We start from the raw sequence: 23100 nt of genomic DNA on the forward strand, positions 1-23100 counted from the left end.
AATATCAACAATACGCTCATGCCGCCGCTACCTCTGGCCTATCAACGATACAACACCGTTGGCAGCCAAAGCCCGATTCCCGGGAACATGTACAGCAGGAAAATCGCCACGACCTGGATGCCCATGAATGGCATCATGCCCAAAAATATCTGATTCAAGGTGACGTGAGGCGGCGAGATGCCTTTCAGATAGAACGCAGACATGGCGACTGGAGGCGAGAGGAACGCAGTCTGCAGGTTCAACGCCACGAGCAGACCAAAGAACAGCGGGTCGATCTGGAATGTGATCAACAGGGGCACGAAAATCGGCATGAAGATGACGATGATTTCGGTCCATTCCAATGGCCAGCCCAGCAAAAAGATAATGATCTGCGCCAGCAGCATGAATTCGATCGGCGTTAGTCCCAGCGATAGCACCCATTCTTCGATGATACGTTGACCGCCCAACAGCGCAAACGCGGCGGAAAAGATCGACGAGCCGACGAATAGCCAGCACACCATGGCGCTGGTTTTTGCGGTCAGGTAGACCGATTCTTTCAGCACGGGCATGTTGAGCCGCCGGTAGGCCAGCGCCAACAATGCGCCGCCCATGGCACCCATTGCGGCGGCTTCGCTGGGGGTGGCGAGACCGAACGTGATGGAGCCCAATACTGCGGCGATCATCAATGCCAAGGGAAAGAACGACCCCATCAGCATTTTAAAGATTTCCAATCGCGCCCACGTCAGCAGCATATAAAAGACTGCGAGGATGGCCAGGCAGATGCCGAAGAATATCCAATAGCCAGTGGGGGCAGGGACGCGTGCGGGACCTGAGTCGGATGCGGTTGATGCGGCGCTGGCCGTATTGGCCGCAGCAGGATCAGCAGCCGTATTCGGCGCTGCCGCAGCGCTGCCCGGTGGCTCGCTCAATCCGGACGATGAGGCTCCCGGTGGCTCTGCCACACCACTAGTAGCTGGCGGCTCCGCGACGCCATTATTCATGGGAGGCTCTGCCAATCCACCATCTGCAGGCGGCTCGCTTAGTCCACCTTCCATCGGTGGTTCGCTCAACCCTCCCTCAACAGGCGGTTCAGCCAATCCTCCCGCCATCGGAGGCTCAGCGAGTCCACCAAAATCACCGCCGCCGCTGCCCAACCGTAACTCATCAGGGATCTCATACACCGTTGGCGGTTGCGTCACCAGGTAATAGACCGACCCGGTCAACACCGCAAACGCCAGTAATGGCGTCAACGCCAACATCGTGTATCGCGACAGGAATCCAAACGATACACCGGCGTTGCGGCGACCCTTGAACAGAGTTCCCAGCAAACCGTTGATGGCGTGGGTATAGCCTTGGCGTGACAATGCATCAGCCTCGGCAGGCAGCGCAATGCGCCGTTCTTCGGCCGTCAATGGCGGCGCCATATCCGGGCGCAGTTTGGCGACGAGCATGACGTACAGCACATACAGGCCGGCCAGCATCAGGCCCGGGAAAAACGCCCCGGCATACAACTGCACCACCGACACGCCGGTCGTTGCGCCGTACACGATCAACATGACCGAGGGCGGCAGCAGGATGCCCAGGCATCCGCCAGCGGTAATCGAGCCCGCGGTCAGTCGAACGCTATAACCGGCCTTTAACATCGCCGGCATCGCCAGCAATCCCATCAACGTGACCACCGCACCCACGATGCCTGTGGCCGTCGCGAATATCGCGCACGTTGCGAGCGTCGCCACCGCCAATGCACCGGGCAGCCTGGCCAACGCCAGGTGCATCGAACGAAACAGCTTTTCAATCAGGTTCGCGCGTTCGACCAGATAGCCCATGAACACAAACAACGGCACCGAGATCAACGCATCGTTGGTCATCGTGGCGTATGTCCGCTGCACCATCAGATCCAAGGTCTGATGAATCGAGCGCTGCACATCCGGATTTTGCAGGTAGTACGCGAGAAAGGTGAACAACACCCCCATGCCCATCAAGGTAAACGCGGTCGGAAACCCCAACATAATGGCGACCACGATTAAGGCCAGCATCAACAACCCGAGATGCCCCGTTGTCAGATCGTGCCATGGCGTCAAGAAACCTATCATCGCCAGCACAATGCCGATACACGTCAAACCAAACCACAGTGCTTTGTGAATTTTCATTTGGTGCGCTCCTGGTCATTCGCGGAGCGGCCTGATTTGCTGCGCTCTTCGTCTGTGAACGCGTGATCCTGTTCCCCGTGTTGTTCATCAATGACATAGCGATCCAGCTTTGCGATGTCTTCGTCTTTGACGTGCACCATTTTCTTGAGCTTATCGACGTCGACTTCTTCCACATCCTCCTCACGCGACGGCCACGCACCATCGCGCAGACAGAGCAGGCAGCGCCCGATTTCTGCGAAGCCTTGCAACAACAGCACTGCGCCCGCGACAGGGATAAACGCCTTGAATGGATAAATCGGAGGGCCATTCGCCATCAACGACGAGTGCTCACGAATCGCAATCGACTCTCCTGCGTAATACCATCCCGCCCAGACCAACGCGACCACACCCGGAATAAAGAACGCGATATACAAAATCACGTCCAGCCCCGCCTGCACGCGCGGGGGCAAAAAGCCATACAGAATGTCGCCGCGTACATGGCCGCTTTTCGCCAAGGTATACGCGCCCGCCATCATGAACAATATGCCGTAATACATGAGCTGCAAATCAAAGGCCCAGGCGCTGGGCGTGTTGAATATGTACCGGGCAGACACTTCCCAACAGATATGCACCGTCAGCACGACAATTAACCAGGCAAAGGCCTGTCCGACAAAAGTAGACAAGCGGTCCACCATGCGTATCAGCTTTAGCATAGGGCGTGATCCAGGTCAGGTGAGAATAGGGTGGTCACAACGGGGCGGTGCAGCATGACGGCGGCATCGGAAGACACTGCATTGCGGCAATGGCATCGAGGCATTCTCATCGAAACGCCATCGAGGCACCTGCATCGAAGTACTGCATCGAATATCTTGAAGTACCTATATCGACTCGGCGACAACCACACAGACACGACTCCGCACCCGCTCGCCGCACTGGGTTAATGCCCAGCACTGCGAGCGGGTACGAAGCCGTGTTGCAACATCAACCAATGGCCGGTCAAGCCGCAGGCTTGCGCGCAAAGTAATGATTGAATGCCATCCGGTAATTCACCGAGACGTCGTTCTGCCAGCGTCCCGCCCGTTGTGCAAAATCGCGCTGCGACTCCAGCACCTTTTTGAACAAGGGGTTTTCTGCCGAGCGTTTTTCGATCATCGTGTCCCAGATCTTTAACTGCTCTTGCAGAATCGAGTCGGGTGTTTTGTAGAACTTGACGTTGTGTTCTTTCTGCAGCTTGATGTAGTCGGTCGAATAACGATTGGCCGCTTTCCAGGACATATCGGCGCTCGCGGCCTGCGCGGCATAGGCGAGGATATGCTTCAAATGCTTGGGCAGCGCTTCGTATTTATTCTTGTTGAACAGGATCTCGAACTGCTCGGCGCTTTGGTGAAAGCTTTGCAGCATGCAGATCTTTGAGACATCCTGAAAGCCCAAGGCCAGGTCGGACGACGCGTTATTGAACTCCGCCCCATCCAGCAACCCGCGATCCAGCGCAGGTACAATTTCGCCGCCGGGCAGGGCGTTCACTGCCGCACCCATCGCGGTATACATATCGATCGCCAGACCCACCGTACGGAACTTGAGCCCCTTGACGTCCTCGTATTTCGTGATCGGTTTCTTGAACCAGCCAAACGGCTGCGTCGGCATCGGCCCGTACATCAGCGACGTGACATTGACGCCCATCGCTTTTTGGATTTCCACCAGCAGCTCTTTGCCGCCGCCATATTCGTGCCACGCCAACAGCATGTTGGCATCCATGCCGAACGAGGGGCCCGAGCCCCACAGCGCCACTGCCGTGTTCTTTCCATACCAATAGGCCACCACGCCATGGCCGCCATCCAGCGTGCCGGCGGACACCGCGTCCAGCAGGTCAAAGGCTTTGACCACCGCGCCCGCAGGCAGCACCTCGATCTTTAACTGACCCTCGGCCATATCGTTGACCTTGCGGGCATAGTCCTGTGCGAACTCGTGAAAAATATCGTTGGCCGGCCACGTGCTCTGAAAGCGCAGCGAAATAGGTGAACCTTGAGCACGAGTGACAGCCGGAAACCCTAGCGCCGCGGACCCTGCGATAGTGGTGGCACCGGCAATGAAACGGCGGCGAGATGACGCGTTGTTTAGCATGGCTTGTTGTCTCCTGAGTGAACTGCATGAACCAGCTTGTTATGAAACAGCTTTAAAGGTGCAGCAAGAACAAAGCGCAATGCATGAGACTGAGCGGCAGTACGGCTGACCGCTACTGGATTAAACCTTGCTGAACGGATCCTGACAATTAGTTGATATGTGGGGATAACCCGCATCAAGCCTGTGCAGTGTGCAAGGCCTGTTCCAATACCGCAGCAGATTCCACCATTGGCGCCGCGTGTCTCTCGATGGCTGCGGTGCGCAGCGCATCGAGCCTGGCACGGTCATTCACGAGGTCGTGAATCGTCTCCACCCACAAGTCCGGGTCATTTTTTAACAACAACCCGTCTTCCTCGTGCGTGATCGCATCCACATAGGGGCTCGGCGTCGAGTACACCCCCACCGCGCCGCAGCGCGCGATGTCATAGATCTTGCTGTGCGAGCGCCCCATATTGAAAGGCGAGGGCAGTATCGGCGCCAGGCCAATGTGGCCATGCAGGGTATGGCAGTGGCTGATGTAGTTATGCCAGGACAGCGGATGCAAAATCCGGGTGCGAGGTAAATGGCGGAATTTCTGATTGATCGTGTGATTGCCGATTAACTCGAAATGCAGATCTGGGCATTTTTCCAGCAACGCTCCGATAATCGGAAACAGCCATTCCATCTCGGCGTGATGCGTCGCCGAGCCGTGATAAAACATTTGAATGGGGCCGCGTTCGCGCAGCGGATGCAGCATGCTCGGGCCATGCGCATCGCCTACCAGCGGGCGAGGGGAAATCACCTGCGCCGTTTTAAACGAATATCGCTGACGCAGTTCCTCAGTAGAAAACCAATATTCCGACGACAGCGCCAGGATGTCCGGAATAAACGCTGCGCAATATTTATTCAGTTTCTTGACATACGCTCGCGGTAAACCCCCCCAATGTTTTGGACGAAGTAAATCATCGTCCATAAAGTAAGCCACTTGGCTCAGCTGGCTGCGGTGCGTGCGCAACGCCGACACCCATCGGGAATTCAAATACCGAACAATCACCACCCCGGTTCCCGGTGCCAGATCGCCGAAATGAGGCATATCCTTGTCTATATTTCTATACGACACCGGCAGCCCAGATTCTTGCAATCGTGGGCGAATGTAATAATCAGTTGAGGGGTTGTCACTTTGTTGCAATACCAGCCACTGACGTAGCGTATTCTGCGGCCAATGCGTTTGGCCGCCACGCAAACGCCTCAAGCGAGAAAGTAATCTGGATAATGGCAACGTTCTTGTGAACAGCGGCGAAGGTTTATACTAGCGAGCCTGTAATAGTACATTACACGCATGCAAAACGCCTTTGCCTCGGCCGGGTTTTAAGAAACATTTGAGAAATGACAATACTTGTTACGGGCGGTGCAGGGTTTATTGGCGGTAACTTCGTTTTAGATTGGCTAGCCCAATCTGATGAGCCCGTTATCAACCTGGACAAACTGACCTACGCAGGTAACTGCGACACCCTCACATCACTGCAAGGCGATGCGCGGCATCACTTTGTCCGAGGCGACATCGCCGACCGGGCCTGCATCGACCGACTGCTGGCGCAGCACACCCCGCGTGCGGTCATCAACTTTGCGGCCGAGTCCCATGTGGACCGGTCTATCGACGGCCCGGCGCCATTCATCCAGACCAACATCGTTGGCGTATTCGCCTTGCTGGAGGCCGTGCGCGCCTATCACGCCTCGCTGCCAAATACACAGCAAGAAGAATTCCGTTTGCTGCATGTTTCCACCGACGAGGTCTATGGCTCGCTGGCCAGCGCCGACGCGCCGTTCACCGAGACGCATGCGTATCAGCCCAATAGCCCGTATTCCGCCTCAAAGGCCGCGTCCGATCACCTGATCCGCGCCTGGCACCACACCTACGGTCTGCCGGTGGTGACCACAAATTGCTCGAACAATTACGGTCCCTACCAATTCCCGGAAAAACTCATCCCGCTCGTCATCCTGAACGCCCTGGAGGGCAAGCCCTTGCCCATTTATGGCGACGGTCAGCAGGTGCGCGATTGGCTGTACGTCAAAGACCACTGCAGCGCCTTGCGGCGTGTCCTGCAGACAGGCAGACTTGGCGAGACCTATAACATCGGCGGCGCCAGCGAGCGTGCCAACCTAGACGTCGTGAACACTATCTGTACCTTATTAGACGAATTGCGGCCACGCGCCGACGGCCGGTCCTATGCCGAGCAGATCACCCACGTCACCGACCGCCCCGGGCACGATCGGCGCTACGCCATCGACGCCGGCAAAATCGCCCAGGAACTCGGATGGAGCCCGTCCGAGACCTTTGCGTCCGGCATGCGGCAGACCGTCACGTGGTATCTGGATCACCCCGACTGGGTACAGGGCGTCGTCAGCGGCGCCTATCGCGAATGGGTGGCACAGCATTACGGCCCGACGGGAGCGACCGTTTGAAGATCCTGATCATTGGTAAAAACGGCCAGGTCGGTCATGCCTTGCAGGACAGCCTGGCGCCCCTGGGCGAGCTCGTCGCGGTAGATCGCCAGGATTGCGATCTGGCCAACCCGGCCACCATCCAGGCCACGCTCGACGTCCACCAGCCTGACATTATCGTCAATGCCGCCGCCTACACCGCCGTCGATCGCGCCGAGGCCGAGCCCGAGCTCGCCATGCAGATCAACGGTACCGGCCCGGAACTATTGGCCAAAGAGGCCAGCGCGTCCGGCGCGCTGCTCGTGCACTATTCGACCGATTATGTCTTTAACGGACACAAACCCGCGGCCTATGTCGAATCCGACGAGGTCGCTCCGCAGTCCAGCTACGGCCGCAGCAAACTCGCGGGCGAGCAGGGCATCATCCGTCATCTACCCCAGCACCTGATCCTGCGTACCAGTTGGGTACACAGCGAACATGGCGGTAATTTCATCAAGACCATTCTGCGCCTCGCGCAGAATCAGGAACAACTGAACATCGTCGCCGACCAGGTCGGTGCGCCCACGCGCGCAGCGCTGATCGCCGACATCACGGCGCAACTCATTGCGCGCTATCAGCACAGCACAGCGGCAAACACGGCCGGCGAATTCCCCTACGGGTGCTATCACCTGACGGCGTCGGGCCACACCTCGTGGTACGAATACGCCTGCCTGCTGGTGCGATTGGCACGAGAGGCCGGCATGGCGCTGCAGGCATCACCCGATACCATCCACCCGATTCCGGCTGCCTCGTATTCATCCCCCGCGCCCAGGCCTGCCAATTGTTGCCTGAATACCTCTAAACTACGTCAGACGTTTGATGTATCTCTGCCGCAATGGGAAGACGGCGTTCAACAAACGATTGCGCTATTAGCGCGCCGATAAGATACGCAAGGATCACACTCAATGAAGAGGCGCAAGGGCATTATTCTGGCGGGTGGCTCGGGTACACGGTTGTACCCCGCCACGTTGGCCGTCTCAAAACAACTATTGCCCGTCTACGACAAACCGATGATCTATTACCCGCTCAGCGTGCTGATGCTGGCGGGTATTCAAGACATCCTGGTGATTTCCACCCCGCAGGACATGCCACGGTTCGAACAGCTGCTGGGCGACGGCAGCCAGTGGGGCCTGAGTCTGCAGTACGCCATCCAGCCCAATCCCGAGGGGCTGGCCCAGGCCTTTCTCATCGGCGATAAATTCCTGGACGGCGCGCCCTCCGCGCTGGTCCTGGGCGACAACATCTTTTACGGCCACGACTTTTCCAAGCTGCTGCACGACGCTGCCGCCCAGGAAACCGGGGCCACCATCTTTGCCTATCATGTCCATGACCCGCAACGCTACGGCGTTGTCGATTTCGACAAGCACGGCAAGGCCCTGAGCCTGGAGGAAAAACCCCTGCGGCCGCGTTCGCATTACGCCGTCACCGGGTTGTACTTCTACGATCATCAGGCGTCCGAGATCGCCAAAACCATCAAGCCGTCCATCCGCGGCGAGCTGGAAATCACCGACCTGAATCGCGCCTATCTGCAGCAAGACAAGCTCGACGTCGTCACCATGGGACGCGGTTATGCCTGGCTGGACACCGGCACGCATCAATCCATGCTCGAGGCCAGCCAGTTCATCGCCACCATCGAGGCCCGTCAGGGCCTGAAAGTCGCGTGCCCCGAGGAGATCGCCTACCGTCTGGGCTACATCAACGCCCAGCAGCTGGTACATCTGGCCGAGCCCTTGCGGAAAAATGGCTACGGTGAATACTTGATGAACATCGTGACCGAAATCTGATCCCCATGAACGTCATTCGCACCGCGATCCCCGAGGTATGCGTCTTTGAACCTCGCGTGTTCGACGACGAGCGGGGCTTTTTCTTTGAAAGCTTCAATCAGCAGACTTTCGAGGACGCCATTGGCCGCCCGGTCACGTTCGTCCAGGACAACCATTCCCATTCCGTGCGCGGCGTGTTGCGCGGCCTGCATTACCAATTGAATCCGCACGCCCAGGGCAAGCTCCTGCGCGTCCTCTCGGGCGAAATCTACGACGTTGCCATCGATCTGCGACGCGGTTCGCCCACCCTGGGGCAATGGGTAGGAGAAATCCTGTCCGCGGCAAACCGCCGCCAGCTGTGGATCCCCGAAGGCTTTGCGCATGGCTTTCTCGTTCTGTCCGATTCCGCCGACGTGTCGTACAAGACGACCGACTACTGGGACAAAGACTCAGAGCGCGCCATCGTCTGGAACGACCCCCAGCTCAAAATCGACTGGCCCGCGAGCCCACAACTGATCCTGTCCGCAAAAGACCTGCAAGCCGGCACCTTTGCGCAGGCGGACCTGTTTGAATACTGATCCGCGCCGATGACGCAGCCCCGCCTCATCATCTGCTCGGCCGGTGTACGCCGCAACGCGACCCTGGCCGCCTTGCTGGACGATTTCGACCTAGTCTATCCAAAGCCCTCACGGCCCCAGCCCGGCGATAGCGTGCTGGCTTGGGGGCAGCGCCCCAGTGCGCAGCGCGCGCAGCGCTATGCCGAACAGCATGGTCTGCGCGTGTGGCACATCGAGGACGGTTTTCTGCGGTCTGTCGGCCTGGGTTTCATGGATCCACCTCTGTCGGTAGTCCTCGATGATCAAGGGCTCTACCTGGACGCGGGCCGTCCCACACGGCTAGAGACCCTGATCAAACAGCCCCTGGATACCGCGCAGCAACAGCGCGCCCAGGCGTTGATCGCTGCCTGGCGCCAGGGCAGGGTGTCCAAATACAACCACACCCGTGACGCGCATGCGCCCCTGCCTACAGGGTATGTGCTGGTTGTCGACCAGACCTACGGCGATGCGTCTGTCACCGCAGGTGGTTCGACCCCAGAAGATTTTCCGCGCATGCTCGAGGCCGCCTTGGCCGAGCATCCGGAGCGCACCATCGTCCTGAAAGTCCACCCCGACGTCCTATCCGGCCGTAAACGCGGTTATTTCGACGTCCAGCAGGTGCGTGCCATGCCGCGCGTCGTGCTGATGGACCAGGACGTGCATCCGGCGGGTCTCTTGGCTGACGCCCACGCCGTCTACACCGTGACATCCCAACTGGGTTTCGAGGCCTTGTTATGGGGCAAGCCCGTTCGCGTATTCGGCATGCCGTTCTATGCAGGCTGGGGCCTGACCCATGACGAACAGCTCGCGCCCGAGAGGCGGCGCCAGGCCGTCTCGCTGGCACAGCTGACCCATGCTGCCCTGATCGACTATTGCCGTTATGTCGACCCCGAGACGGGCCGTCGCTGCGAGGTGGAAACTGTCCTCGCCTGGATCGCCCTGCAGCGCCGCATGCGCCAGCGCTTTCCCGAGCACATCACCGCCGTTGGGTTTTCCGGCTGGAAACATGGCTTTGTCCGAGATTTCTTTGGCGGCAGCCGCGTCCGTTTCACCTGGTTCGCCAAACGCGCGAGCCAACACGCCAGCGTTGCCAGTTGGGGCCGCAAACTCGATACGGCTCTCGCCAACCGTCCCCCGGAAAAACCCGTCATCCGAGTCGAAGACGGCTTTCTGCGATCCGTAGGATTGGGTGCAGACTTGATCCGCCCCGTGTCCTGGGTGCAGGACGACGTAGGTATCTATTACGACGCCACCCGCGCATCGCGGCTAGAGCAGATCCTGTCCCAAACCGACTTTTCGGCGCCTCTGCTGGCCCGTGCGGCCGCATTACGCGAAACCATCTGCGCGTCCGGCATCACCAAATACAACCTGTTGGGACAGGCCGCGTGGTCGCGTCCGCCTCAGGCACAGCGTGTGCTCCTGGTCGTGGGCCAGGTCGAGACCGATGCGTCGATCCGCTATGGCGCCAGCACCATCCGGCGCAATATGGATTTACTGAGAGCCGTGCGGCAGGCCTATCCCGACGATTACGTCTTATATAAACCACACCCCGACGTTGCCGCCGGCCTGCGGTCATCCGGCCAAGGTGAGGGCGGTGCACTGCAATGGTGCGACGAAATCATCGACAATGTTTCGTTAGAGCAGCTATTCCTCTCGGTAGACGAGGTGCACGTCCTGACATCCCTGGCGGGCTTTGAGGCGCTGTTGCGCCATAAACCGGTGGTGACCTATGGTCAACCGTTCTATGCCGGGTGGGGATTGACCGAGGATAGAGCGTTAATCGATGACGTACAGCGCAGGCGCGATCGATTGCTGACGTTGGACGAGCTGGTGGCCGGTACCTTGATTCTGTATCCCACCTACGTCAGCCGGATCACCCGGCGGTTTGCCACCCCAGAGCGTGTGTTGCAAGAATTAATTGAGTGGCGGCAAATGCCTCAACATGCACAACCTTGGCGCCATTGGATTGCCAAAGTATTTCGCGAAAAATGATGCTTCATATTGCAGGGAAGGTGCTCTAATCGGCATGACGTGATAGAAAAGTATGACTCAGTTACAGAAATGATAGATTGTTTCGTAATGTGCCACATCAAACCGTCAAAATGCTCAGTTAGTTTCCTGTAGTCATGTTTGCCTTTCCTTGCACTTTCGCCTGTTAACTTCCTTCATACTCGCGTTTTCTCCGTAGGTCGCTATGAAACCAATCCGTAAAGCAGTATTCCCCGTCGCGGGTCTTGGCACTCGTTTTTTGCCGGCCACCAAAGCGATGCCCAAAGAGATGCTCCCCGTCGTGGACAAGCCTCTTATCCAATACGCGGCTGAAGAGGCTGTCGCAGCTGGCATTACCGAGTTGATTTTCGTAACTGGACGTAACAAACGTGCAATTGAAGATCATTTCGATACGATGCCCGAGCTCGAGGCCGAGCTGGAAGCGAAGAACAAGCAGCAGCAGTTGCAAGCGATTCGCAGCATTCTGCCGGCGCATGTGAACTGCGTGTACATCCGGCAGCCGGCTCCTTTGGGGTTGGGGCACGCGGTGTTGTGCGCCGCACCCGTGGTTGGGAATGAGCCGTTCGCTGTGTTGTTGGCGGATGACTTGATTGATGCCGAGGTTCCTGTGACGCGCCAGTTGGTGCAGGTTGCCCATTCGTGCGAGGGCAGCGTGCTGGGGATTCAGAACGTTGAGCGTCATGAGACGAACAAGTACGGGATTATTTCTGGTAATCAGGTCGATAACGAAACGTGGCGGTTGGATGGCATGGTTGAGAAACCTGAGCCTGCCCAAGCCCCGTCTACGCAGGCTGTGGTGGGCCGCTATGTGCTGGAACCCGAGATTTTTGAGTATCTGCGCCAAACGGGTAAGGGTGCCGGTGGTGAAATCCAATTGACCGATGGTATCGCTGCCATGCTGCGTGACCGTGCTGTTTTCGGTTATCAATACGACGGTACGCGTTACGATTGCGGTAATAAACAAGGTTTCTTTTCCGCTACCGTGGCGTTGGGCAAGAAATATCACGGCTTTACCGAATAAGCGCGACGCCGTTTGGTAACTCCTCAACAGCCATTTTGATCATCATCCTATGAAGTTTGCTGTGGGTGCGATCTTCAAAAACGAAGACGCATATGTATTGGAATGGCTGGCGTTCCACAAGATCGTCGGGTTCAGTCAGTTTTTGATTGCCGATAATGGCAGCACTGATTTGACTCGACAGATACTGTCGATCTTGCAGAGGCATGAGCCTATTACCTTGGTTGATTATCCGGACCAGCCGGATGTTCGGCCGCAATTGGGTGCGTACAACTTGCTGACGAAAATGTGTCCGGCCGATATTGATGCGATTGCGTTCGTTGATGCGGATGAATTCATTACGCCGATGGAGGGTACAGAGTCGGTTGTGCCGAAATTGACTGAGTTGTTTTCCGACCCCGGTGTAGGCGGTTTAGCATTGAACTGGGCATGCTTTGGATCTGGTGGGCAGCGGTTTTGGGAAGAGGGGTTGGTCATCGAGCGGTTTTTGCGGCGGTCTTTGGTGAAGTTTCCCGTTAATCAACACTACAAAGCGGTGATACGGCCGACGAACCTTGATCACTGGGCGACGCCACACCATGCGGTGCTGAAAAGCGGCCGTTATGTAGATGTGCTAGGTAACGATCTCGTTTGCCGTGATGGCCGCCTGGATAGCCTAAGTAAGAATGTTGTCTGGTCGAATATACGGATTAATCACTACGTCGTGAAATCATTCGAAGAATTTGTACTACGCAAGAGCCCGAAAGGTAGCGCCACGAAAGCGGGCCGGATCAAGCATCGCAAATACTTTGAGTTGCATGACAAGAATAACGAGCAGTGCGACGATATGCTGGCCTTTGTGCCCGCCGTCAACGCCGAGGTAGAGCGCCTGGAGGCGTTGATTGCGCCTGAGATGGAAGCAAAGGCGCCCGGGTCGGCTTGGCGGCAATGGTTGCACAGCCTGAAGGCAGGCTTGCAACGAGGCTAATCAAGACGATATGTTTTTTTCTCACAGCACTGTTTTTGCAAAACGAGCCTCCGATGCCTGGTTAATGCCTATTGAGCAAGGTGAAGGAGCCTCTACTGCTGGCGTCTATCTAATTCAAGGCTCCGCGATAGGGCATGATCGTGCCTATGGTGCCGTCCTAACGCTGAGTCTGATCGATGGGCAAGCTGTGGACGTTGATGTTCTGGTAACACGTAACGGCCAGATTCAAGAAATGGTCAAAGTACATACAGGCATACGGGCCGTCAGTCTTAGAAGCTCAGCGATTTCAGCGAGCGAAGTTTCTGTATCGTTGCGACGCTTATTGTGGCCGGAATATCGCTTCCGACAATTGCGTCGAGTGGTGCCGGTTTTTTTTCGGCAAACTAAGCAGCGACGTGCCCGTGCCGGATTAAGGCTAGGTACTTTATTTACCAATCTGAACTATGCGTATAACGTGTCCTGCCGCTTTCGGGCCAACGCTTATATGCGGAGCTATGCGGATTGGCACGCTGAATTTTATAGCGTTTCCCCCGAAGATCGTCACTTGATGCAAAAGTACATGCGGCATTGGCAACGGCCTCCGCATTTTCAAGTCATTATATTGGGGCATGACTCCAACGGGAAAATCGAAGATCCGGCGATCGAATCCAGTCTGGATAATCAGATATATCCTCATTTTTCCCGATTGCGCTTACCCTATGAAGGTTGGGAGCAAAGGCTGCTCGACCTATCCATGGCAAGCTCACGGGATTTTGCACTTGCCAACCAAGCGGTTCATGGCCCCAGTTGGACTATTATCCTGCGAAATGGAACCCAGTTATCTGAAGCCGCTCTGTTTTGGTTGGCCCATACAATTAGTGGCGACAGTACTGGTAAGCTCGGAGTAGTTTATGCCGATCACGATACCGTCGGCGTGGATGGTAAATTCTCGAACCCCGCTTTCAAGCCAGATTGGTCGGCGGAGTTGTTACGTTCGACTAACTATATAGGCGACGCTTTTGCTTGGCATACAAGGCCACTGGCAGGAATTTGGGATGCAGTGCAGGCTGCGACTCTTAGTGTAGATGGGGCCTTGCATAGCCTACTTTTGGCCTTGACCGCGGATACCCCTGGAGTAGGTCACGCGCATGCTCCTCTGTGGCATCTAGACAATAGCCGTAGGAAAATTGACTGTATAGATGATACAGAGACGAGTCAAATTGTTACCGCACATTTGCAGCGATTGGGAATTAAGGCGGTAGCATCCGCAGCGGGGCAGGGGCGTTGTCACGTTCGCTACGCTTTACCGACATCGCTGCCACTAGTCACGATTGTTATTCCAACACGAGACGGTCTTGCCCATTTGCGGCGTTGCATCGATAGTCTGTTGAAAAAGACTACGTACCCAGAATACGAAATCATTGTCATGGACAACCAGAGTGCTCAACCCGAGACTTTGGCCTATCTCCGCACCATTGAGACTATTTCCACGGTCCGCGTGTTGTCGTTCGACGAGCCGTTTAACTATTCAAAAATCAATAACCATGCGATTCGACACGCGAAAGGGGAGTTAATTTGTTTATTAAACAACGATACCGAAGTCATTTCCCCCGATTGGCTGGCAGAGATGACAAGCCTAGTGTTACAAAAGGGGGTAGGGGCGGTCGGCGCTAAGCTCTTATACGACAATGATACCGTTCAGCATGGTGGTGACACTGTGGGCCCCGGGGGGTGTGCGAATCATTTGCACACAGGTATCAATCGTGATGAGCCTGGATACTGTGGGCGAGCTGTTGTTGCGCAAGACCTGTCGGCAGTCACAGCTGCATGTCTGCTGACACATAAGTCCTTGTATGTGTCGTTGGGTGGCTTAAATGAAACTCACTTGACAGTGGCGTTTAATGATGTGGACTTTTGCTTACGTATCCGAGAGTGCGGTCTTCGCGTGTTATGGACTCCTCACGCATTGCTCTATCACCACGAATCTATCACTAGAGGAAGGGATACGAGCCCCGCGCAGATTCTAAGGGCTAGAGCAGAAGTGGACTATATGCGTACGCGGTGGGCCCATCTAATGCACCATGATCCCTTCTATAACCCGAATTTGAACTACCAGCAGCCTGATTTCAGCTTGAGCGGCATGCCGCATGTGACGCTGCCGTGGAGAGGAAAGTTGGCTCGATAGGGGGTAGCTATCCTTGCTATGAATGTACTGCAACATTCAGTCAGCTTATCGAACTGTTTTCATGGGTATACTGCAGCGCAGCACCGGTTTACTAAACATCTTTCTTATGACGCCACGTACTCCATTCCAAATTACCCGAGCTGTGATCTTCGCACTTTTGTTGCGGGAGATGCGCACGCGTTTTGGTCAGCGTCAACTGGGCGCGTTTTGGATGTTGGCTGAACCGATCATTCAGTTGATTGCAATGACGGTCGTGATGGGCGTAATTCGTGGACGAGGGCCGGTCCAAGGTATTCCATTTCAGGTTTTTCTGCTCACTGGCATTGCGCCCTTTGTGATGTTTAGGGGCGTTGCTATGCTAATGATGGAAGGTTTATCTGCCAATCGAGGCTTATTTGCATATAAGCAAGTGATGCCGATGGACACGTTCGTAGCTAGAACAATAATGCAATGTAGCCTTGCGAGTATTTCGTATTTGTTTGTTATGGCTATTTTTGCCTGGTATGGATTCGATATGAGCATTCATCAACCATTGGAATGGTTGGGATTGCTCTTAATGGGCGTGGCGTTAGCATTTGGAATGGGCCTAGTATTGGCCGTTATTGTGGACGCACTCCCAGCGGCACGTACTTTTACACGTTTTTTCTTTTTGGTTCTTTATCTGTCCTCTGGGGCGATGCTTCCTGTTACCAGATTTCCAGAATACGCATTACAGTATTTGGCATGGAATCCATTTTTACATCTAACAGAGCTGCTTCGACAGGCTGTATTTCCGTTTTATCAAGTTATTGATTTAACGTCGTTTCCTTATCTGGCAGCTTGCACAGGTGTGTTCCTGACTGTGGGCTTGGGGCTTTTTAGAATACGGCGATTGAAAATGTTGGCTATTAAAGGAATTGTTTAGCCGATGTTCACTCTAGATAACATTACTAAATCATATCGCACGACAAGCGGCCGGAAATACATTTTCCGAAATTTGTCCATGGTAATTCCCCCGGACAGGAATATCGCGCTCATAGGCAGGAATGGTGCGGGAAAATCTACCTTAATGCGCTTGTTATCAGGGGTGGATACGCCTGATTCAGGGGTGATTCGTACAGATAAGAGCATTTCGTGGCCCGTTGGGCAGTCTGGCGGATTTCAAGGCAGCATGAGCGCACGGGACAATGTCAAATTCGTCTGCCGTGTATATGGCTACGTTGGAGAAGAGATGCGTAGCAAAATTCGATATGTGCAGGATTTCGCGGATATTGGTTCCTGGTTCGATGAGCCCATTCGTACATACTCCTCAGGGATGAAGTCCAGAATTGCGTTTGGATTGAGTATGGCATTTGAATTTGACTACTACCTTATCGATGAAGTGATGGCTGCTGGCGACAATACGTTTCGCAAGAAATGCCAAGAAGTCTTTAACGAAAAATTGGGAAAATCAAAGATTTTTCTTACGACACACAATATGAAAGAGGTCGAGCGCCTATGCGACATGGTGCTGTTGGTCGACAACGGGCAATTAAAGGTATATGACGATGTTGCAGAAGGTATTAATGTATATCTCACCAAATAAAGTCTGGAAAACAAAGAATGGATCAGAAAAATAAACGGCGCAATAGATTGCTAAGGCTATTTATCATAGTGCTGCCGATGGTGCTGGCAACGATCTATTACGGCGTCTTGGCGGTGGATCGTTATGCGAGCACAGCTCAGGTAGTGGTTGTTGATGATTCCAGTGCATCTTCTGGCGCCCTTACTCAGCAAACTGCTGGCGCGGCTATCTTGGCCTCTACGGCAAAGCAAGTCTCCAAACAAGAGACGATCTTTTTGTTGGAGTATGTGACGTCGCCTGATCTGTTAGCAGTATTGGAAGATAAACTTAAATGGCATGAGCATTTTGCCGCTCAATATTCAGATCCCGTGTTTTGGATCGGTGATAAAGTTTCTCGAGAAAAACTGCTCAAGTACTATCAACGACTAGTAACGGTTCATGTAGACGAATTGACTGGTCTCCTGAGTATTGAAGTCCAAGGCCTAACCCCTGAGTTTGCCAACGCAACTCTGAAAGAGGTTTTGAAGCAGAGCCAAAAATTCATTAATGATGTTTCCCGTCAAATGGCGACGGATCAAGTACGTTTTGCAGAGGCGGAACTTGCAAAGACACGTGCGGATTATGAGAGCAAGAGAGATGCTCTAGTTGAGTTTCAAAGCAAGAACAGTTTGCTAGATGCCGAGGCATCTGCAAAATCGCAAGCTGGAATCATTGCTACTCTCGAAGCCACTTTGGCGGATGCAAAAGCGACCTTGAAAGGATTGTTAGCCTCTCTCAACCCGCAATCCCCGCAGGTAAGGCAGCAGCAGATTCGTGTAGCCGCGCTGGAAAAACAATTGGCTGCAGAAAAGGCCGCACTTGTTTCGTCGTCACAAGGTGGGCATCTAAACGTGATTGCAGCCGCTTATCGCAAATTGACAGTCGATGCCGAGATAGCTGAAGAGGCATATAAGCTTAGCGTTTCTGCTTTACAGAACGCCAAAATCGAAGCTAATAAAAACGTACACAGTTTGATAACTGTCGTCCAACCTAATATGCCTGAGGATCCTACGTATCCGTTTAAGCTGTACGATCTATTGACTATTTTGGTCATTCTCTTATTCATATACGGAATTACCCGTTTCGTAATCGCCAGCATCGAGGATCACCGTGACTAGGCCAGCCTTTTCTTTAAGATATTCTCGGCTTTGTGCTTCGCTGGGACTTGTTGCGCTGCTTTCGGGATGCGCCGGCGGTATTTTGTCAGGAGCAGGCCCATATGTAGGAACGATAGTTAACTCGCCGGAGGATCGGACAATTCCGTATGAATTAATTGATCTCTCTCCGGAAACGATAACTCCTTATGCTCGCCCCATTGATGCACCTGTGGCCAAAACAGTATCTCCTACGAAAGCCTACGAGATTCGGCTGATACCGGGGGATGTGATCCAAATAATAATCGCCGATATAGGCGAAGAGAATGCAATGTTTGCACCGTTGGCGATGGGCGGTACAAAATTTGAGTCCCGCGTTGATTCCACAGGAAAAATATCATTGCCCTATGCTGGACGTTTCTCTGTAGCAGGGAAAACTCCTAATGCGGTTGAGGACGAGATACGGCGTCGATTAAGAGGGGTAGCTAGTGATCCCCAAGTCATGGTTAGTTTGCTTGGCGATGTTTCCGGCTCAGTGCTGGTAGCAGGTGCTGTGAAGCAACCTGGAAGATTCTCCGCTCTTCAGGGACCTTTGACGTTGCTCGATGCGATTAATTTGGCGGGTGGCCCTATGCTTGAACCACACCTTGTGGAAGTCACCGTTCGCAATGGTAAAGACGCTCAAGTGTATTCCTATCAGAGCTTATTGAACGGTTTGAATAGGCCTGTGTCACCCCGTTCAGAAATAGTAGTCTCAAGGGCGAAAAAGCGCTTTGTCGCCATGGGAGCGGTAAAGACGCCGGGCTTGCTCGATTTGCCCTCCGAACAGCCCAGTTTGTTGGAAGTTCTTGGGGCGGCAGGTTGGTTGGATGAGAGTGCAGCCGATCCCCAGGGGGTCTTTGTTTTCCGTCTATCGCGAATGCCAGGAGCCACGGAGGCTACCCCTGAGGTTTTCCGTCTGAATATGCGCGATCCAGCAGCTATCTTTCTGGCGAAAGAGTTCTTGGTTCAACCAGAGGATGCGGTCTATGTAACGAACGCTGCGATACACGAATGGCAGAAGATCATTACACCTATTGTTCAGGCAATGGCATTTGGCAGAACTTTGCAGAGAGGGTTTTAAGTCAAATCAATCAACTCAAAGATGTCATCTGAATGTGTTAAATAGGGAGATGAATATAAGTTGGACTCCGAGCTTGGTTTTCATGGGAAAGCTTAATTTTCTAGCCACATATTCTTATGAGCGCTGATGCGCCAACTTTTGAGTTCGACTTATATATCTGAGCGAAGCGATGTTTTTTCGGCGCCGTAATCAAACTCTTCCAAATGCAGAATCGATCGCTTGCGATGTCGTGAGAAAGAGCGATCTTTTTGATCCTGTTTGGTATCTCGATCAATATCCTGACGTGTTGCGAGCAGGGTTTGATCCGGTGGTGCATTATGTTCGCCATGGCGCACAAGAAAGGCGGAAGCCGGGGCCGTGGTTTGATACGGAAGAATATCTTGAGGCAGTCGGAGATGGAGCAGAAGTTAAAAATCCGATTTTGCACTACCTTGAGAATCGAGGACGATTTGATTTAAAGAATACTAATAAGAAGAGAGAATATTCAAATCTAACAGAGTTCCTGAAATTTTCTGCTTTGAGTCCCGTTACCTCGGCTCCCTTCAAAGAGGAAGATCGACGTTGTTTTGCCGTTATGGAAGCTATTGCCAGATATCTGGTTCAAGGTTTGAACGGAGCTGAGCATGTAAAAGTATCGGTGATTATGCCGGTGCGAAATCGGGCACAAACGCTGTTGACTGCAATTGACTCGGTCCGCGCCCAGAAATATGAGAATTTTGAATTAATTGTCATTGATGATGGTAGCGAAGACGATTCGGCCGATCTGGCAGAACTTGCCGGAGCAGCCGACCCTCGCATTCGTTGTATAAAGCTCGCGCAGCATAGTGGGGTTTCCATCGCACGCAATACAGGGTTGGCGATTGCGAGCGGATCCATAATTGCATATCTTGATTCCGATAACACTTGGCTCGAGGACTATCTCGGGGCGGTAGTTGGCGCATTTCATTTATTACCTAATGATGTAAGTGCGATTTATAGCGGTCAGTATATATACGCGGATTCTGATCCCACAAAAGTGTCGGCGGTGCGTTTCGGGCCAATGAATCTATCTTTGCTAGATCAACATAACTATGTTGATTTGAATTGCTTTGCACATCGCCGTGAGGTGCTAGAAGCGGATATTTTTTTCGATGACAGCCTGTCAAGATTAGTAGATTGGGACTTTATATTGCGGATCAGCGAATCTTTTCGCATGGTGTCTATTCCTGTTTTGTTGAGTCGCTACTATCTTAATGCGGCAGAAAATACGATTACAAAAACTGTTGCAATCGATCCTGCCATTGAATGCATCGCCTTAAAGCGAAAGCTAACTCCCCAAATCGATCCTGATGTCTGGCTGTTTAGGAAAATATGCGTCGTTATTCCTAGCTATCGAGCGTTGCAATTCCTTCAAAATTGCGTGGAGTCTCTACGTCCATACTTCAACAGCGAGTATTTCGAGGTAGTTATCGTTGATAATAATTCCCCGGATGAGGTAAAAAAATACTTGCAAAAAATCTCATGCGAGAAGATAAAAATAGTTCTGAATGATGTTAATTATGGATTCTCGTACGCAGTAAACCAGGGCGTAGCTCTTGCATCAACTGAGGCAGATATCCTCATCTTGAATAATGATGCTGAGTTAGCAAGAAACAGCTTGGAGTATTTGCAGAAATTAGCTTATCAGGATCCTGATATTGCGATAGCTGTACCCCGTCAAATTCTACCTCCAGAGACAGACGATATAAGTCTACATGTTCCTTACGCGACTATAGGAGCGGAATGTGACGTTACTCTTTCAATCCATCATAGAAATATTGAGTCAATTGGACTGTTTCACGATGGACACCAAGTGGAACTGAATTTCGCGCCTTTCTTTTGTGCCTATATAAAAAGGGCATCCTGGAACGCTTGCGGTGGATTGGACTATATAAACGGGCGGCATTATAGGTCTGACCGAATAATGTGCGATTTTGTTAAACAGGTGCTTAAACAGCGTATCGTATACACGCCTAGTGCAAAAGTCCGCCACGCATCCCAGATTTCCACGAAAACATTGGATCGAAATAGTGGTGAGGGTGGAGATCAGTATCGAATTATGCTGATAAAAAATGTTTGGCCTGACGATTTAAAGAGAGATTTGAAGATTTGTCCTAGACCCTGGGATTCCGATTAGAAAATTAATTCTTACGAATTTTTTCTATTCCTTGGTGTGAATTAAGTTTGAATATGTTCTCAGAAAGACTGAGTAAGAGGGTATACAGCGATGTTTTGGTTCGACATATCGAGCAGCGCTTCGATCGAGATTAAGGAAATTTAATGAAGATTGCAATTGCAGGTACGGGTTATGTTGGTCTCTCTAATGGGATACTGCTTGCTCAGCATCATGAAGTAGTAGCCTTGGATATCGTTCCCGAAAAAGTCGAAATGCTTCAGCGCAGGGAGTCCCCCATTGTTGATTCCGAGATTGAGTTCTATCTAAAGAACAAACCGCTGAACTTTCGCGCCACGCTCGATAAGCAAGAAGCTTATGTCGGTGCAGACTATGTGGTGATCGCTACACCTACTGATTACGATCCTGAGACCAATTATTTTAATACTCGGTCTATTGAAGCAGTCATCCGAGATGTAATGGCTGTTAATCCGAACGCTGTAATGGTCATAAAATCTACAGTACCGGTTGGATATACTGAACGGATCAGGGAAGAATTGAGCTGCCATCAAGTATTTTTCTCGCCAGAATTTTTACGTGAAGGAAAGGCTCTATACGATAATTTGCATCCTGCAAGGATAATAATCGGCGAACAGTCCGAGCGGGCTGAAGTGTTTGCTCAAATGCTCCGAGATGCCGCGTTGGAGAAGAGTGTCCCAGTATTGTTTACTGGTTCGACAGAAGCGGAAGCGATCAAACTTTTCGCGAACACATATTTGGCGATGAGAGTATCTTTCTTTAATGAATTGGATACATATTCGGCGATACACGGCCTTAGCACCAAGCAAATCATTGAAGGGGTATGCTTAGATCCTAGAGTGGCTCATGGATATAACAACCCCTCGTTCGGCTATGGTGGATATTGCTTACCCAAAGATACCAAACAATTGCTCGCAAACTACCAAGTAGTACCGCAGAATTTAATCCAAGCAATCGTTGCTTCAAATACCACTCGCAAGGACTTCATCGCTGAGGATATTTTGAGTCGCCAACCTAAAGTGGTAGGTATTCATCGCCTCATTATGAAGAGCGGATCTGATAATTTTCGCTCCTCTAGCATTCAAGGGGTAATGAAGCGAATAAAAGCTAAAGGAGTGGATATCATAGTGTATGAGCCCACTATCAATGATAGTGAGTTTTTCCATTCTCCGGTTATCAGTAGCTTTGATGAGTTCAAAACTAGATCTGACGTAATTATTACGAACCGTATGACGGAAACGCTTAGCGATGTAGCTGAGAAAGTTTATACCCGAGATATCTTTGGAAGTGATTAACTTAATCTGCGAATTGGATATTTAGACTACGACTATGAAAGACATGTCGACGCCTCATAAAGTCGTACCTGATGCTGCACGCAAGAAAACGGGTTTGCTTGCGAAGCCAAGCCGAGCTGATGCCGAACCAAAAGAGAAAAGCGCGATCGAGCACGTCAAGAATTTAACGACGAAATTAGCCGACACTCAGATGTTGGCTGATGCCAGGTTACAAGAGATCATTATCCTTAGTAAATTGGTGCTTGATCTTCGAGAGGAAATTCAATCCCGCCCACAATTGCAGAGTGCGAAATTGGAAAGGTCGCACAAGCGACGTTTTTGGGGAATTCCTTCTTACTTATTAGGGAAGAATACGTCCAAATTGAAGAAGGATTTGGCTACATTAAGAAATAGCGCTCTGTTTGACCAACTTTGGTACCTAAAGAAATATCCGGATGTTCAAAAGAGTGGTGTTGACCCGGTCTTGCATTATTTAAAATTTGGCGCCAAAGAGGGTAGAGATCCTGGCCCCAGATTTAACACGTTGGAATACACAAGGAAGAATCCAGAGCTTGCGAACTCTGGGGAGAATCCTTTGTTGCATTATATAAAGAAGAATGGCTAAACAATTGCACAGAAGAGAAGTGATC

19 protein-coding genes are annotated in these 23100 nt (G+C 52.6%); 15 read left to right on the top strand and 4 right to left on the bottom strand.

All coding sequences use genetic code 11. The features are described 5' to 3' along the window. Positions 1–41 precede the first annotated feature (41 nt). From ACNA0J_RS24125 to ACNA0J_RS24140, 4 genes are all read right to left on the bottom strand, one after another. On the bottom strand, positions 42–2129 hold the full coding sequence (locus ACNA0J_RS24125; RefSeq protein WP_415821433.1) for a TRAP transporter large permease subunit: 2088 nt from the start codon (positions 2127–2129) through the stop codon (positions 42–44). Further along, the gene (locus tag ACNA0J_RS24130; RefSeq protein WP_415821434.1) at positions 2126–2821 is read right to left on the bottom strand and encodes a TRAP transporter small permease subunit; all 696 of its coding nucleotides are present in this window, start codon (positions 2819–2821) and stop codon (positions 2126–2128) included. The genes ACNA0J_RS24125 and ACNA0J_RS24130 overlap by 4 nt, the downstream gene beginning before the upstream one ends. 283 nt (positions 2822–3104) lie before the next feature. Continuing rightward, positions 3105–4229: a TRAP transporter substrate-binding protein gene (locus tag ACNA0J_RS24135; protein WP_415821435.1), complete on the bottom strand. Its 1125-nt coding sequence runs from the start codon at positions 4227–4229 to the stop codon at positions 3105–3107. 175 nt (positions 4230–4404) lie between these two features. Then, the gene (locus ACNA0J_RS24140; protein ID WP_415821436.1) at positions 4405–5301 is read right to left on the bottom strand and encodes a glycosyltransferase family protein; all 897 of its coding nucleotides are present in this window, start codon (positions 5299–5301) and stop codon (positions 4405–4407) included. A gap of 293 nt (positions 5302–5594) precedes the next feature. Here ACNA0J_RS24140 and rfbB point away from each other — a divergent pair, with 293 nt between their 5' ends. From rfbB to ACNA0J_RS24215, 15 genes are all read left to right on the top strand, one after another. Beyond that, a complete protein-coding gene (rfbB, locus tag ACNA0J_RS24145) occupies positions 5595–6671 on the top strand; it encodes a dTDP-glucose 4,6-dehydratase (RefSeq protein WP_415821437.1) in 1077 nt (358 codons plus the stop codon). Further along, complete coding sequence (gene rfbD / locus ACNA0J_RS24150) at positions 6629–7573, top strand: dTDP-4-dehydrorhamnose reductase (RefSeq protein WP_415821438.1); 945 nt, start codon at positions 6629–6631, stop codon at positions 7571–7573. Before rfbB ends, rfbD begins: the two co-directional genes overlap by 43 nt. A gap of 21 nt (positions 7574–7594) precedes the next feature. After that, complete coding sequence (gene rfbA, locus ACNA0J_RS24155; protein ID WP_415821439.1) at positions 7595–8473, top strand: glucose-1-phosphate thymidylyltransferase RfbA; 879 nt, start codon at positions 7595–7597, stop codon at positions 8471–8473. A 5-nt stretch (positions 8474–8478) separates the two neighbouring features. Continuing rightward, a complete protein-coding gene (rfbC, locus tag ACNA0J_RS24160; protein ID WP_415821440.1) occupies positions 8479–9030 on the top strand; it encodes a dTDP-4-dehydrorhamnose 3,5-epimerase in 552 nt (183 codons plus the stop codon). Between the two features lie 9 nt (positions 9031–9039). After that, a complete protein-coding gene (locus tag ACNA0J_RS24165) occupies positions 9040–11040 on the top strand; it encodes a capsular polysaccharide biosynthesis protein (protein ID WP_415821441.1) in 2001 nt (666 codons plus the stop codon). Between the two features lie 202 nt (positions 11041–11242). Then, positions 11243–12079: a UTP--glucose-1-phosphate uridylyltransferase GalU gene (galU, locus tag ACNA0J_RS24170; protein WP_415821442.1), complete on the top strand. Its 837-nt coding sequence runs from the start codon at positions 11243–11245 to the stop codon at positions 12077–12079. A 61-nt stretch (positions 12080–12140) separates the two neighbouring features. Beyond that, entirely contained in the window at positions 12141–13043 is a 903-nt protein-coding gene (locus ACNA0J_RS24175; RefSeq protein WP_415821444.1) for a glycosyltransferase family 2 protein, read from the top strand. 10 nt (positions 13044–13053) lie between these two features. After that, a complete protein-coding gene (locus tag ACNA0J_RS24180) occupies positions 13054–15207 on the top strand; it encodes a glycosyltransferase family 2 protein (RefSeq protein ID WP_415821445.1) in 2154 nt (717 codons plus the stop codon). 61 nt (positions 15208–15268) lie between these two features. After that, positions 15269–16111 carry an ABC transporter permease gene (locus ACNA0J_RS24185; RefSeq protein ID WP_415821446.1) on the top strand — a complete coding sequence of 281 codons (843 nt, stop codon included), beginning with the start codon at positions 15269–15271 and terminating at the stop codon, positions 16109–16111. Positions 16112–16189: 78 nt separating this feature from the next. Next, positions 16190–16771 (top strand): ABC transporter ATP-binding protein, encoded by a 582-nt coding sequence (locus ACNA0J_RS24190; protein WP_415821447.1) that lies wholly within the window; start codon positions 16190–16192, stop codon positions 16769–16771. Positions 16772–16788: 17 nt separating this feature from the next. Further along, a complete protein-coding gene (locus ACNA0J_RS24195) occupies positions 16789–17907 on the top strand; it encodes an ABC transporter permease (RefSeq protein ID WP_415821448.1) in 1119 nt (372 codons plus the stop codon). Further along, positions 17900–19006, top strand: a complete 1107-nt coding sequence (locus ACNA0J_RS24200; RefSeq protein ID WP_415821449.1) for a polysaccharide biosynthesis/export family protein — start codon at positions 17900–17902, stop codon at positions 19004–19006. The genes ACNA0J_RS24195 and ACNA0J_RS24200 overlap by 8 nt, the downstream gene beginning before the upstream one ends. 229 nt (positions 19007–19235) lie before the next feature. Continuing rightward, positions 19236–21161, top strand: a complete 1926-nt coding sequence (locus ACNA0J_RS24205; protein ID WP_415821450.1) for a glycosyltransferase — start codon at positions 19236–19238, stop codon at positions 21159–21161. A 143-nt stretch (positions 21162–21304) separates the two neighbouring features. Further along, the gene (locus tag ACNA0J_RS24210) at positions 21305–22471 is read left to right on the top strand and encodes a nucleotide sugar dehydrogenase (protein WP_415821451.1); all 1167 of its coding nucleotides are present in this window, start codon (positions 21305–21307) and stop codon (positions 22469–22471) included. Positions 22472–22505: 34 nt separating this feature from the next. Next, positions 22506–23075 (top strand): hypothetical protein, encoded by a 570-nt coding sequence (locus ACNA0J_RS24215; RefSeq protein WP_415821453.1) that lies wholly within the window; start codon positions 22506–22508, stop codon positions 23073–23075. Positions 23076–23100: the final 25 nt, after the last annotated feature.

This window comes from Bordetella tumbae (assembly GCF_965139195.1).
Classification (GTDB): domain Bacteria; phylum Pseudomonadota; class Gammaproteobacteria; order Burkholderiales; family Burkholderiaceae_B; genus Bordetella_A; species Bordetella_A tumbae.

Coding starts and splice junctions, on each gene's coding strand:
- ACNA0J_RS24130 (WP_415821434.1), bottom strand. CDS start 2,821: ATGCTAAAGCTGATACGCATGGTGGACCGCTTGTCTACTTTTGTCGGA.
- ACNA0J_RS24140 (WP_415821436.1), bottom strand. CDS start 5,301: ATGCCTCATTTCGGCGATCTGGCACCGGGAACCGGGGTGGTGATTGTT.
- ACNA0J_RS24190 (WP_415821447.1), top strand. CDS start 16,190: ATGGTAATTCCCCCGGACAGGAATATCGCGCTCATAGGCAGGAATGGT.
- rfbD (WP_415821438.1), top strand. CDS start 6,629: ATGGGTGGCACAGCATTACGGCCCGACGGGAGCGACCGTTTGAAGATC.
- rfbB (WP_415821437.1), top strand. CDS start 5,595: ATGACAATACTTGTTACGGGCGGTGCAGGGTTTATTGGCGGTAACTTC.
- rfbC (WP_415821440.1), top strand. CDS start 8,479: ATGAACGTCATTCGCACCGCGATCCCCGAGGTATGCGTCTTTGAACCT.
- ACNA0J_RS24125 (WP_415821433.1), bottom strand. CDS start 2,129: ATGAAAATTCACAAAGCACTGTGGTTTGGTTTGACGTGTATCGGCATT.
- ACNA0J_RS24165 (WP_415821441.1), top strand. CDS start 9,040: ATGACGCAGCCCCGCCTCATCATCTGCTCGGCCGGTGTACGCCGCAAC.
- ACNA0J_RS24180 (WP_415821445.1), top strand. CDS start 13,054: ATGTTTTTTTCTCACAGCACTGTTTTTGCAAAACGAGCCTCCGATGCC.
- galU (WP_415821442.1), top strand. CDS start 11,243: ATGAAACCAATCCGTAAAGCAGTATTCCCCGTCGCGGGTCTTGGCACT.
- ACNA0J_RS24210 (WP_415821451.1), top strand. CDS start 21,305: ATGAAGATTGCAATTGCAGGTACGGGTTATGTTGGTCTCTCTAATGGG.
- ACNA0J_RS24215 (WP_415821453.1), top strand. CDS start 22,506: ATGAAAGACATGTCGACGCCTCATAAAGTCGTACCTGATGCTGCACGC.
- ACNA0J_RS24185 (WP_415821446.1), top strand. CDS start 15,269: ATGGGTATACTGCAGCGCAGCACCGGTTTACTAAACATCTTTCTTATG.
- ACNA0J_RS24135 (WP_415821435.1), bottom strand. CDS start 4,229: ATGCTAAACAACGCGTCATCTCGCCGCCGTTTCATTGCCGGTGCCACC.
- rfbA (WP_415821439.1), top strand. CDS start 7,595: ATGAAGAGGCGCAAGGGCATTATTCTGGCGGGTGGCTCGGGTACACGG.
- ACNA0J_RS24195 (WP_415821448.1), top strand. CDS start 16,789: ATGGATCAGAAAAATAAACGGCGCAATAGATTGCTAAGGCTATTTATC.